A 12988-nucleotide genomic window follows, 5' to 3' on the forward strand; every position below is an offset into this window, starting at 1 on the left:
AAAGGCCGTGCCTGTCGCGAAGACGAAAGGAAAGGGTGCTCCGGATGCGAGTGCTGGTTCTGGGCGGTGACGGCTACCTCGGCTGGCCCACTGCGCTTCACTTGTCGGACAAAGGCCACGAAGTGGCGGTTCTGGACAACTTCGCGCGGCGCCAGTACGACGTCGAGCTCGGCGCCGAGAGCCTCGTCCCCATCGAGGACCTGAGCACCCGCGTCGACGCGTGGCACGCGGTGTCCGGCAAGCGCATCGAACGCTACGAGGGCGACCTGCTCGACGCGGAGTTCCTGTTCGGCGCGGTGCGCGGATTCCGTCCGTCCGCGATCGTGCATTTCGCCGAGCAGCGGTCCGCGCCGTACTCGATGATCGACCGCGAGCACGCCGTCTACACGCAGCACAACAACGTCGTCGGCAACCTCAACCTGCTGTACGCGATCGCCGAGATCGACCCGGACATCCACCTGGTCAAACTGGGCACGATGGGCGAGTACGGGACCCCGAACATCGACATCGAGGAAGGCTGGCTCGAGGTCGAGCACAACGGCCGCCGCGACCGGATGCTCTACCCGAAGAAGCCGGGGTCGTTCTACCACCTGTCGAAGGTGCACGATTCGCACAACATCGAGTTCGCGTGCCGGATCTGGGACCTGCGCGCGACCGACCTCAACCAGGGCGTGGTGTACGGCCAGCAGACGCCGCAGACCGCGCTCGACCCGAGGCTGGCCACGCGGTTCGACTACGACGCGGTGTTCGGCACGGTGCTCAACCGGTTCGTCATCCAGGCTGTGCTGGGGCAGCCGCTCACGGTGTACGGCAAGGGCGGGCAGACGCGCGGGCTGATCGACATCCGCGACACCGTCGAGTGCATCCGGCTGGCCGTCGAGAACCCGGCCGAACGCGGCGAGTTCCGGGTGTTCAACCAGATGACCGAGAGCATGTCGGTGCGCCGGATCGCCGAGGTCGTCGCCGACCGCTTCCCCGGGCCGGTGCAGATCGAGAACCTGGAAAACCCGCGGGTGGAGCAGCCCGAGCACTACTACAACGTCAAGCACACCGGGCTCGTCGAACTGGGGCTGGAGCCGCATCTGCTGTCGGACACGCTGATCGAGTCGATGTTCGACATCGTCGGCGCGAACAAGCACCGGGTGAACGACGAGCGGCTGCGTCCGACGGTGCGCTGGCGCGGAGCGGTCGAAACGTCCTGATTTCCGCTGCTCTCCCCCGCCGTGCCGGAAATTGTCGGTGGGGGGTGGGATGCTCTTCGAGTCAGCCCCGGAGGGGGTCGGAACGGGAAGAGCGGCAAGGAAAACGTGGGGGACGAAGCAGCGGCGCGGTGGAGCCCGGAGAGGGTGCTCGAACTCGCGCCGGACGCCGCGTCGGCGAAAGCCGGACGCGGCCAGGCAGCACCGGCGAAGTGGGCGGACGCGGGTGCGTCCGGCCGTGCCGTCTGGGGCGCGTGCCAGGGCAGCGGGAAGCGGCCGTACCAGACGACGGTGGAAACGGCCGCGCCCGCGTTCCGGTGCACCTGCCCGAGCCGGAAGTTCCCGTGCAAGCACGCGCTGGGGCTGCTGCTGCTCTGGGCCGACGGGCAGGTCCCCCGCGAGGAGGAGCCCGGATGGGTGCGGACGTGGCTGGACGAACGGGCCGCCCGGGCGGAGCGGGCCGAGAAGAAGACGGACGCGCCGAAGGATCTCGAAGCGGCGGCCAAGCGGGCGCAGGAGCGGCTCGCGCGCGTCACCGCCGGGGCCGCCGAGCTGCGCGGATGGCTCACTGACCGGGTGTCGGCGGGGTTCGCGACGTTCGAACGCGGCGGTGCCGACGAGCTGTACTCGGTCGCCTCGCGCATGGTCGACGCGCAAGCTCCCGGGCTGGCGAACGGCCTGCGCCGGGCGGCGGCGCTGGTCGGCCGCGGCCGCGACTGGCCGGATCGGCTGCTGGCCGAACTGTCGCTGGGGTACGTGCTCGCGGACGCGGCGAGCAGGCTCGAAGCGCTGCCCGCCGGGCTCGCCGACACCGTACGGACGCGGCTCGGGTTCTCGGTCAGCACCGCGCAGGTGCTGGAGTCCGGCGAGCGGGTGCCGGACCAATGGCTGGTCACCGGCGCGATCGACGAGGAACAGGATTCGCTGCGCAGCAGGCGCACGTGGCTGCGGGGCAAACGCAGCGGACGGGACGCGCTGGTGCTGTCGTTCGCTCCGCCCGGGCGTCCGCTGGACAGCTCGCTGCCGCCCGGGTTCGTCGTCGCGGGAGAGCTGGTGTTCCACCCGGGCGCGGTGCCGCTGCGGGCGGTGTTCGACCACCGGGAGGAACCGGTGACTCCGGAAAGCGGGCCGGTCGGCGGCACGTTCGCGGCCGCGCTCGCCGGCCACGCTGCCGCGCTCGCCGCTGATCCGTGGCTGGACCGGTGGCCGGTGCTGGTGAGCGAGCTCCGTCCGGCCCGGCACGGGGAGGGCTGGGCACTGTCCGATGTGGACGGTGCGGCGCTGCCGCTGGTGTCTGCCGTGGATCCGTGGCCGCTGCTGGCGGTCGCGGCCGAGCGGCCGGTCACGGTGGCCGCGGAGTGGACGACGGCGGGGTTGCGGCCGTTGAGCTGCTGGCATCGCGACGGGATGGTGCGGCTGTGAGCGCCTGGAACGACCTCGTCAGCACCGTCCTGCTCGGCACCCGCCGCCGAAGCGTCGACCTCGCCGGATTGCCGCCCGGAGTAAGGGAAATCGCCGCACCACGGACTGAGCCCGCGGACCAAGCGCTCGTCGCGGCGGCGGCCTGCACCGGCTATCGGCGCGCCGGGCAGCGACCGCTCACCGGCATCGAACCCGAACCGGCGGCCGCCGAGGACACCCGGCCGCTGATCCCGGCCGTGGCGCGGGCGCGGCTCGTGCACCTGCTTTCCGCCAACCGGCCGGAGCTGGTCGAGGAATGGCTGGTCACGGTGGCGGACAAGGGATTCCGCGTCCCGGCCGAGCGGCTGCCCGCACTCGCCGACGCGGCGCGGACCCGGGTGTCGCTGCGCGCGCCGCTCGCCGCCGTCGCCGGACCGGTCGGCGCGTGGCTCGGCGAGCGAAACCCGGATTGGGCGTTCCTGGTCGCCGCCGCGGACGACACCAGCGACGACGCCTGGCAGTTCGGCACCGCCGCGCGCCGGCAGGCCTGGCTGGAACGCGTGCTCGTCGCCGATCCCGCCCGCGCGCGGGAAGCGCTCGCCGCGGCCTGGGGCAGCGAACCGGCCGACGTCCGGGCGACGTTCCTGACTCTGCTCGGCGAGCATCTCACCGCCGAGGACGAACCGTTCGTCGAAGCCGCGCTCGGCGACCGGGCGGCCGGGGTGCGCGAAATCGCGCTGCGGCTGATCGGCCGGTATCCCGATTCCGCGTCCGGCGAGCGGATGATCGAACGGCTGCGCGCCTGCGTCACCGTGCGCAGCCGCTCGCTGCGGGCCGACGTCCTCGAGTTCACCCCGCCGGAGCCGGACGAGAGCCTGATCCGCGACGGCATCCGGGTCCCGCCCGGGCCCGGGCAAGGCACCGCGCGGCTGCGCGCGATCATCGCCGCCACTCCGCTGCGGTTCTGGGCCGAGTACGGCACTCCGGGCGAACTGGCCGGGATGCTCGTCGAAGGCCCGCCGCTGAACGTGGTGCGCGAAAGCTGGGCGACCGCCGCACTTCGGCAACGCGACGAGCAATGGGCGCAAGCCCTCGTGGAGGCCGAACCGGGCGGACGCAGCACTGCCGCGCTCATCGGAGTGCTGTCGCCCGGACAACAGGCCGCCACGGTCGCGAAGCTGACCCGCGGGCTGCCGGTCGAAGCCCTCACCCGGCTCATCCTGGACCTGCCGCAGCCGTGGCCCGCCGCGCTCGGCACGGTGCTGCTCGACTGGGTCGCCAGACAGCGCGACCACCGGCTGGTCGCGCACGCGGCCGCGCTGATCGCGAAAGCCGTGCCCGTCGCCTGCCTCGGCCACCCGCTGGCCGAGATCCCGCTTCCCGGCGAGGCCGCCCCGTGGCGGCGCGCGGTCGCCGAAACCCTGTCCTTCCGCCGTGAAATGCACAAGGAGCTCGCATGACGTCCCCCGTTCTCCGGCCGCACGCCGAAGCCGAATACGCCGGCGAACTGGCCGCCCTCGCCGCGGCCGACGACCGGGCGAAACCGCCGTCGTGGCGGCTTTCCCCGTGGGCGGTGGTCACCTACCTGCTCGGCGGGAAACTCGACGACGGCACCGAGATCAGCCCGAAGTACGTCGGCCCGCGGCGGCTGATCGAGGTCGCGGTCGCCACGCTCGCGACCGACCGCGCGCTGCTGCTGCTCGGCGTGCCGGGCACGGCGAAGACGTGGGTGTCCGAGCACCTCGCGGCGGCGATCAGCGGCGACTCCACGCTGCTGGTCCAGGGCACCGCGGGCACCTCCGAGGAGCAGATCCGCTACGGCTGGAACTACGCGCGGCTCATCGCCGAGGGGCCGAGCGACCAGGCGCTGGTCGAAAGCCCGATCCTGCGCGCGATGCGCGACGGCAAGGTAGCCCGGCTCGAGGAACTCACCCGCATCCCGGCGGACGTGCAGGATTCGCTGATCACGATCCTGTCCGAGAAGACGCTGCCGATCCCCGAACTGGGCTCCGAGGTGCCGGCCCGGCCCGGGTTCACGCTGGTGGCCACGGCGAACAACCGGGACAAGGGCGTCAACGAGCTGTCGAGCGCGCTCCGGCGGCGGTTCAACACCGTCGTGCTGCCGCTGCCGGACACCGCCGAGGCCGAGGTGGACATCGTCCGGCGGCGGGTCGGTCAGCTGGGGGCCGCGCTGTCGCTGCCCGCCGAAGCCGCGGATCTCGCCGAAATCCGCCGCGTGGTCACGGTTTTCCGGGAGCTGCGGGCCGGCCGCACCGAAGACGGGCGCACCGCGGTGAAGACCCCGTCCGGCACGCTGTCCACGGCGGAAGCGATCAGCGTGCTCACCGGCGGTCTCGCGCTGGCCGCGCACTTCGGCGACGGCGTGCTGCGAGCGCAGGACGTCGCGGCCGGGATCCACGGTGCGGTGGTGAAGGATCCGGTCGCCGACAGCGCGATCTGGAGCGAGTACCTGGAGACCGTGGTGCGCGAGCGGGAAGGCTGGGCCGACTTCTACCGGGCAGGCCAGGAGATCGCCGGATGACCACTCATCTCCTCGGGATCCGGCACCACGGTCCCGGTTCGGCGCGGGCGGTCGCCGCCCGGCTCGTCGAACTGGAGCCGGACGTGGTGCTGATCGAGGGACCGCCGGAAGCGGACCAGCTCGTCGATCTCGCCGCGGACGACGGCATGCGGCCGCCGGTGGCGCTGCTGGCGTACGCGTCCGACGACGTGTCGCGCGCGGCGTTCTGGCCGTTCGCGGTGTTCAGCCCGGAATGGCAAGCCCTGCGGTACGCCGCGGCGGCCGGTGTTCCGGTGAAGTTCTGCGATCTCCCTGCGGCACACCAGTTCGCGCTCGGCGAGGAGCGGACCGCGCCCCGCACCGATCCGCTCGCGGAACTGGCCGCGGCGGGCGGGTACGACGACCCGGAGCGCTGGTGGGACGACTTCGTCGAGTCCCGCCGGGGCGAGGAATCGCCGTTCGAGGTGATCGCCGACGCGATGACCGCGCTGCGCGAGGGCGACCGTCCGGACGATCCGCACGAGCAGCGGCGCGAGGCGTACATGCGGAACGTGCTGCGCAAGACGCGGAAAGAAGGCTACGAGCGGATCGCCGTGGTCTGCGGTGCCTGGCACGTGCCCGCGCTGGCCGATCCGCTGCCGCCCGCGTCCAGGGACCAGGCGGTCCTCAAAGGACTGCCGAAGCGCAAGGTCGTGTGCACGTGGGTGCCGTGGACGCACGGCAGGCTTGCGTCGGTCACCGGCTACGGCGCGGGCGTCCGCTCCCCCGGCTGGTACCACCACCTGTTCAGCACCCCCGGCGACGTCACCACCAGGTGGCTCACCGCCGTCGCCGGAGTGCTGCGCGAGGAAGATCTGCCTGTCTCCACCGCGCACGTGATCGAAGCGGTGCGGCTGGCCGACACCCTGGCCGCATTGCGCGGCCGGTCGTCCGCCGGACTGGCCGAGGTCGACGCCGCCACCCGCGCGGTTCTGTGCGGAGGCGACGACGTCCAGGCCGACCTGGTCACGCGTCGGCTCGTGGTCGGCGAACTGCTCGGCGAGGTCCCGGACCACGTTCCGCAGGCGCCGCTGGCCGCCGACCTGATCGCCACCGCCCGCCGCCTCCGGCTCAAACGCGAACCCCAGGCGCGCGAACTGGATCTGGACCTGCGCACGCCCGGCGGTCTGGACCGCTCGCGCCTGCTGCATCGCCTGCAGATCCTCGGCATCCCGTGGGGCGAACCGGAACCGTCGTCGGTGCGGAACAAAGGCACCTTCCGCGAAACCTGGACCCTGTGCTGGGAACCAGGTTTCGAGGTCGACCTGGTCGCAGCCGCCGTACACGGAACCACCGTGCCCGCCGCAGCGACGGCTGTCGTGCGCGAAACCGTCGCCGAAGCTCCTCCGCTCGCCGACATCACCGCCGCGGTCGAGCGCTGCCTGCTGGCCGATCTAGGCGACGCGCTGCCGGAAACGCTCGCTGCCCTGGACACCCGTGCCGCCGCCGACGCGGACGTCGCGCACCTCATGTCCGCGTTGCCTCCGCTGGCCCGAGCCACCCGCTACGGCGACGTCCGCGGCACCGACACCGCACAGCTGCAAGAAGTCGCCGACCGCATCCTCACCCGAGTCTGTGCTGGTCTCCCGCCCGCCGTGCACGGCATCGACGAGGAGGCCGCCGCACAGTTCTGCGAACTGATCGACGACGTCCACGAAGCCACCGACCTCCTCGGCGACGCGGCCCGCGACCGCTGGTTCACCGCGCTTGCCCGGCTGTCCACCCGCGACGCCCTGCCACCGCTGCTGGCGGGCCGCATCGTGCGCCTCCTGCACGACGCCGACCTGCTCGACGGCGCCGAGGTCGAACTCCGGCTGGGCCGCATGCTCACCCCCGGCATCGCCCCGACGGACGGCGCGGCCTACGTAGAAGGCTTCTTCTCCGGCGGCGCGCTCCTGCTGGTCCACGACGAACGCATGCTGCGCGTCGTCGACACCTGGCTGTCCTCGATCCCGCCCGAGGTCTTCCCCGAGGTGCTTCCCTTGCTGCGCCGCACTTTCGGCGCCTTCGCCGGTCCGGAAAAACGCGCCATCGGCGAACGCGCCGCCACCCTGTCCGGCACTCGCCGCACCGAACCGACGGTCGCCGAAGACCTGGACGAGATCCGCGCCGCAGCCGCCTTGCCGGTCTTCGCCACCATCCTGGGAGCCGCCTCGTGAGCACCGAACGCCTCCGCCGCTGGCGCCTAGTACTCGGCGGCGATTCCGACGGCACCGGCCACGCACTGTCCGAAGGGGACACCGGCGTCGACAACGTGCTGGCCGCGCTTTACGACGAGCGCCCCAAAAACCCGCGCAGCAGCGGCGACCGCAGCGGCGGACTGCAAGCCTCCGCACCGCGAGTCGCCCGCTGGCTGGGCGACATCCGGAAGTACTTCCCCGGCTCCGTCGTCCAAGTCATGCAACGCGACGCCGTGGACCGCCTGGGGATCACCCGGATGCTGCTGGAGCCGGAACTGCTCAGTGCCGTGGAACCGGACGTCCACCTGGTCGGAACGTTGTTGTCCCTCAACAACGTCCTGCCCGAAGAGACGAAGGAAACCGCACGCGCCGTCGTGCGCAAAGTCGTCACGGAACTCGAGGAACGCCTGGCCGAACGCACCCGAGCAGCAGTCCGCGGCGCACTGGACCGCGCCGCCCGCACCCAACGCCCGCGAGGCGCGGACATCGATTGGGACCGCACCGTCCGCCGGAACCTGAAACACTACTCCCCCGAGCTGAAAACCATTGTGCCCGAACAGCTTTTTGGCTTCGGCCGCCGAGAACACAGCGTCCGCCGCGACGTGATCCTGGCCGTCGACCAGTCCGGCTCGATGGCGGAATCCGTGGTGTACTCGGGAGTTTTCGGTGCCGCACTCGCCTCGATGCGCGCCCTGAGCACGAAGTTCGTCGCCTTCGACACCGCGGTAGCTGACTTGTCGGATCACCTGGACGACCCGGTAGACGTCCTCTTCGGCACCCAACTCGGCGGCGGCACCGACATCAACCGCGCATTGGCGTACTGCCAAGGCTTGGTGGAGCGCCCCGAACAGACCCTCCTGGTGCTGATCAGCGACCTGTACGAAGGCGGAGTACGAGACGACCTCCTGCGCCGAGTCGCGGACCTAGTCGGCTCCGGAGTGCAGGTGGTCACGCTGCTGGCACTGTCGGATTCCGGAGCGCCCTTCTACGACCACGACAACGCGGCCGCGCTCAGCGAACTGGGAGTTCCCGCTTTCGCCTGCACGCCGGATCTTTTCCCGGACTTGATGGCCGCCGCGCTCCGAAGGGAGGACTTGACCCGCTGGGCCGCGTCAGCGACCGCGCAATGACCCAGACCGTCGCCTGGGTAGCTCGACGGAAGCAAACTGAGGCAGCGGGACATAAGAATTGTCTTGCACCAGCACAAGCTTTGCCTGCGGACGGTTTCGCCGGTGCTGCCGGACGGAACGACTTGCCGCCTCTCCCGCTGCGCCACGCCATCGGACGTCGACCATCGCGCGGATTCCCTTCCGCTCATCCGCGCGGAACGCGTTGCCCTGCCTGGGTTTCAGCCCTGTCGTGAGCAACCGCGAGCCAAGCGCTGGGCTCCGCTTGGAGGTTCCGCTCGCGATTTCGCCCAGCCAAGGTGGCCACGTTTGCCCGCTCAAGTCTCAGCCCTATGCCCCGCCCGATCCAGCAACCCGCTCCCCGACCCGCCTCCCCAAGCCCAGCAAAACTCACCGCTCAGCCCTCACCTCACTCCGGCGTGAACCGCCGAGCCGCTTCCCAGCCGAGCTGACCACGCCCCCCGGCCCCGATTCCGAGCCACCGACCGACCCCCAAGGACACGCTCCCCCGCCCCGCTTCCGCCAAACCCGGCAAGACTCATCGACCCGCCCGCATTCTGTTGCGGAAACGCCGAGCCACCGAACGGCCCCAGCTCCTCCCCGCCGAGCTGAATACCTCGCCCCGCCCGACCCATCAGCCCTATGCCCGCGCCGCGTTTGGGCCCGACGCCGAAGGCACGAAGGCTTCGGAGACGTCCCGGATTCCCGGCCAGCCCGAGCCTCCGCGGCGGCGGGTGTGTCACCATCGGGAAATGGGAACCACGCCCGGCTCGCCACCCGATGCGCAGCTTTCGCAGTTGCGGCAGCTGCGCCTGGCCAAGGACGCCATGGACCGGGACTGGGCCGCGCCCCTGGATCTGGACGCGATCGCAGCCCATGCCGGGTACTCGCGTTACCACTTCGTGCGGCTTTTCCGGGCCGTGTACGGGCAGACGCCCGGGCAGTACCTGAGCCGCCGGCGGATCGAGCGGGCGGAGGACCTGCTGCGGACCGCCAACCTTTCGGTCACCGAGATCTGCACGCTGGTCGGGTTCAGCAGTCTCGGCTCGTTTTCGGCGAGCTTCAAGAAGCACACCGGACTGACCCCGAGCGAATACCGGGCGCGCCATGTCCGGCAGAACTCGGCCCTGGTTCCCGGGTGCTACGCGCTGCTGTGGCACGGCGGGTTCAAGGGACTGGGACCAGGCGCCGAAAACGAACCTTGAGTGACGGGCCACCGAACCGCGTCCCGGCCAGGAAACCGAAGCCAGGCGCGAGAACGCGGGCCGCATTCGGAAACGACACCGAAGCCCGGCACGACAGCCCAGCCGACACCCGCGAACGGCACCGAAACCCATCGCGACCGCGTGGCCCGCACCCGCCAACGACCGCCACGCCCGGCGCAACAGCACAGCCCGCATTCGCCAACGGCACCCAGGTCCGCCACCACAACGCGACCCGCACCCGTCAACGGCACCGAAAACCACCGCTACAGCGCAGCCCGCACCCACCACCCAAGCCCGTCTCGACAGTGCAGCCCGCCGCCAACGGCACCCACGCCCGTCACCACAACACAACCCGCACCCGCGAACGGCACCGAAGTCCGTCGCAACGGCACAGCCCGCACCCGCGAACAACCGCCCAGTCCGTCGCAACGGCGCGGCTCGCACCCGCCAACAGCGCTCCAGCCCGCCACCACAAGTAGCCCCTCGCCAACGACACCGAAGCCCGTCGCGCGGACGGTCGCTCGCGCCGTCTGGCTCGCCGGGGCCCAGCCGCCGCATCCCGGGGGGATCGAACGGCGGCGACCAGCCCGTCACCCCACGATGTCGAATTCATCGCCCTCCGGGTCCTGCATGGCAGCGGCGTAGAGCCCGCGGTCCGGTTCGTCATTGATCCGCAGCACGGTGGCTCCGGCTTCGACCAGGCGGTCCACTTCGGACTTGACCTGTCCCGCGCGGACATCCAGCGGACCGTCCCGGCCGCCGCCGACCTTCAGGGCGAAGGGCCACCGGTCTTGGCCGCTTTCGGCTCCGGAACCTCCTGGAACCACACCCGCGGTCCCCGTCCCCGGCCCCGGGCGGCAGCTCCGCCTCGGGAACTCCCATCGCCGCCCAGTGCGCGCGCCACTTAGCAGTGCCTCGGCCCAGAAGGGCACCATCTTCGGGGGATCAGAACAGTCGATCGTCAACTGCAGCGTCAGGTCCATGCCCGGAGCATTCCAGACAGGTACGACAAAAACACCGCTCCCCGTCCGCTCGGCCCGCCCCGCCGAGGACCGCAATTTTCGAGAAGTCCGGCGGCCCGGGAGTGGCTACTGTCGATCACAGAGAGCGGGCGAACAGCGCCCGCCGGGCACAAGGAGTCACTGTGATCAAGGGCCTGTCCATCGCCAACGTCTGGGTCCTCGACCATGACCGGGCCAAGGAGTTCTACACGGAAAAGCTGGGCCTCGAAGTCCGCACGGACCTGACGATGGGCGACGGCGGGATGCGCTGGCTGACCGTCGGGGCCAAGGACCAGCCGGACCTCGAGATCACGCTGATGGTCCCTGGACCGCCCGCGCTCGATCCGGAATCCGCTGAAGCGCTGAAGAAGCTCGTCGCGAAAGGGGTGCTGGGAGCGGGGGTCTTCGGGACCGACGACATTCACGCCGACTACCAGACCTTGAAGGCGCGCGGGGTGGAGTTCGTGCAGGAGCCGCAGGAGCGGCCCTACGGCACCGAAGCCATCTTCCGCGACGATTCCGGGAACTGGTTCTCCTTCACCCAGCGGCGGGAGAACCTGGATCTGGACAAAGACTGGAGTTGCTGACAGGCCAACGTGTCGCCCGGGGCTGAAGGATTTCGGCGGGACCGCGATGTTCCAGCCAGGTCGCCAGGAAGCTCGGCACGGGGAGCAATGCCTCCCCGCCCAGTCGTCCCGAATGCCAAGCCTCGAACCGAGACGCCGGGAGACCAGAAAGCCAGAAGAACAGGAGGTCAAGCGCTACGACTCCGCCGCCCGAACCGCAGGACTCCGTCGTCCACTCGGCTCAGGCGCAGATCCGCCGCGTCCAGCAGGTAGTTCTGCCGCATCAGCCACGGGCGCCGGTCGCCCTGGCGGGGCAGGGCGGAGGCGGCGCGGGTCAGGTAGCCCGACGTCAGGTTCATGATGGGGCGCCGCCGGGCGGGCGGGAGCGCGGGCGGGTGCGGCACACAGGTGTCGAAACCGTTGCGAGACAGGTGGTTCAGCACGCGGCACACGTACCGGGAAACGAGGTCCGACCGCAGGGTCCAGGAAGCGTTCACGTAACCGATGCACCACGCGAGGTTCGGCACCCCGCCGAGCATCATTCCCTTGTACACCAGCTGTTCCGAAGGGTTGATCACCTCGCCGTCCACGGTCAGGTCGATTCCGCCGAACGCGATCACGCGCAGGCCAGTGGCGGTGACGATCACGTCCGCGGGCAGGTGTGCGCCCGATTCCAGCGTGATGCCGTCGGGCGTGAAGCGGGCGATCCGGTCGGTGACGATGTCCGCCTTTCCGCTGCGGAGCGCTGCGAAGAAGTCCGCGCCGGGCGTCAGGCAGAGGCGCTGATCCCAGGGCTGATACCGGGGCGAGAAATGCGGATCAACGGGTATCGAGGCGGGCAACTGCTTCGCGGCCGCGCCCCCCAGGAACGCTGCCGTGCGGCGGGGCAGTCGGCGTGAGACCTGGTAGAGCAGCGTGGCCACCAGGACGTTCTTCGCTCGCACCACACGGTAGGCAAGCCGGGAAGGCAGGACTCCCCGCAGGCGGCGGGCGAGCGAATCTGTCCGCTGGCGGGCCAGGACGTAGCTGGGCGAGCGTTGCAGCATCGTCACGGACTTCGCCGTCGAAGCCAGTTCCGGCACCAGGGTCACCGCGGTGGCGCCGCTGCCGATGACGACCACGCGTTTGCCGGAGAGGTCCAGCTCTTCCGGCCAGAACTGGGGGTGCACGATCTCGCCCCGGAACGAGGCGCGGCCCGGGAAGTCGACGACGTGGCCGTTCTCGTAGCTGTAGTAGCCGCTGCACAGGTACAGAAAAGAACAAGTGAACGGGACGATCTCGCCGTCGTGCGAGGCTTCCACCGTCCAGCGGGCCGAGGCGGACGACCAGGACGCGCGGACGACCCGATGTCCGAACCGGACGTGCCGGGTGATCCCGTGCTCAGCGGCGGTCTCCCGGAGGTACTCCAGGATCTCGGCGCCGGACGCGATCGCCTGTTCCTTGCGCCACGGCCGGAACGGGTAGCCGAGCGTGAACATGTCCGAGTCGGAGCGCACGCCCGGGTACCGGAAGAGGTCCCAGGTTCCGCCGATCGTGTCGCGCGCTTCGAGGATGGCGTACGTCCGGTCCGGCGCCTGCTGCCGCAGCCGGCAGGCCGCGCCGATGCCGGACAGCCCGGCTCCGACGACCAGGACGTCGAAATGCGCCACGATTCCTCCCCGCGAGAAGCGACTCCGCCCACCTTACGGCCGGGGCCGGATCAAGTGGGGCCCCGCCGGGCCGGGCCGGGAACCACCGGCCCGGCGGGGA

The 12988-nt window shown here is 70.8% G+C and carries 10 protein-coding genes; 8 read left to right on the top strand and 2 right to left on the bottom strand.

What is annotated here, in order from left to right; genetic code table 11:
* Positions 1-44: 44 nt before the first annotated feature.
* From SSMG_RS21880 to SSMG_RS21910, 7 genes are all read left to right on the top strand, one after another.
* Entirely contained in the window at positions 45-1202 is a 1158-nt protein-coding gene (locus SSMG_RS21880; protein WP_037714456.1) for an NAD-dependent epimerase/dehydratase family protein, read from the top strand.
* 105 nt (positions 1203-1307) lie between these two features.
* Positions 1308-2621 carry an SWIM zinc finger family protein gene (locus SSMG_RS21885; RefSeq protein WP_037714458.1) on the top strand — a complete coding sequence of 438 codons (1314 nt, stop codon included), beginning with the start codon at positions 1308-1310 and terminating at the stop codon, positions 2619-2621.
* Complete coding sequence (locus SSMG_RS21890) at positions 2618-4060, top strand: DUF5691 domain-containing protein (RefSeq protein WP_037714460.1); 1443 nt, start codon at positions 2618-2620, stop codon at positions 4058-4060. Before SSMG_RS21885 ends, SSMG_RS21890 begins: the two co-directional genes overlap by 4 nt.
* Entirely contained in the window at positions 4057-5142 is a 1086-nt protein-coding gene (locus SSMG_RS21895) for an AAA family ATPase (RefSeq protein ID WP_009079517.1), read from the top strand. The genes SSMG_RS21890 and SSMG_RS21895 overlap by 4 nt, the downstream gene beginning before the upstream one ends.
* The gene (locus SSMG_RS47080; protein WP_009079519.1) at positions 5139-7319 is read left to right on the top strand and encodes a DUF5682 family protein; all 2181 of its coding nucleotides are present in this window, start codon (positions 5139-5141) and stop codon (positions 7317-7319) included. The genes SSMG_RS21895 and SSMG_RS47080 overlap by 4 nt, the downstream gene beginning before the upstream one ends.
* On the top strand, positions 7316-8470 hold the full coding sequence (locus tag SSMG_RS47085; protein WP_009079520.1) for a VWA domain-containing protein: 1155 nt from the start codon (positions 7316-7318) through the stop codon (positions 8468-8470). Before SSMG_RS47080 ends, SSMG_RS47085 begins: the two co-directional genes overlap by 4 nt.
* Before the next feature lie 749 nt (positions 8471-9219).
* Entirely contained in the window at positions 9220-9672 is a 453-nt protein-coding gene (locus tag SSMG_RS21910) for a helix-turn-helix transcriptional regulator (protein ID WP_009079521.1), read from the top strand.
* A 590-nt stretch (positions 9673-10262) separates the two neighbouring features.
* Here the strand turns inward: SSMG_RS21910 and SSMG_RS21915 are convergent.
* Entirely contained in the window at positions 10263-10655 is a 393-nt protein-coding gene (locus SSMG_RS21915) for a VOC family protein (protein WP_158688060.1), read from the bottom strand.
* Between the two features lie 161 nt (positions 10656-10816).
* On the opposite strand from SSMG_RS21915, the gene SSMG_RS21920 reads away from it, so the two are divergent.
* On the top strand, positions 10817-11260 hold the full coding sequence (locus SSMG_RS21920; protein WP_009079523.1) for a VOC family protein: 444 nt from the start codon (positions 10817-10819) through the stop codon (positions 11258-11260).
* A 167-nt stretch (positions 11261-11427) separates the two neighbouring features.
* Here the strand turns inward: SSMG_RS21920 and SSMG_RS21925 are convergent, their stop codons facing one another.
* Complete coding sequence (locus SSMG_RS21925; RefSeq protein ID WP_009079524.1) at positions 11428-12888, bottom strand: NAD(P)/FAD-dependent oxidoreductase; 1461 nt, start codon at positions 12886-12888, stop codon at positions 11428-11430.
* Between the last annotated feature and the right edge of the window lie 100 nt (positions 12889-12988).

The sequence above is a fragment of the Streptomyces sp. AA4 genome (assembly GCF_000158875.1).
Taxonomy (GTDB): domain Bacteria; phylum Actinomycetota; class Actinomycetes; order Mycobacteriales; family Pseudonocardiaceae; genus Amycolatopsis.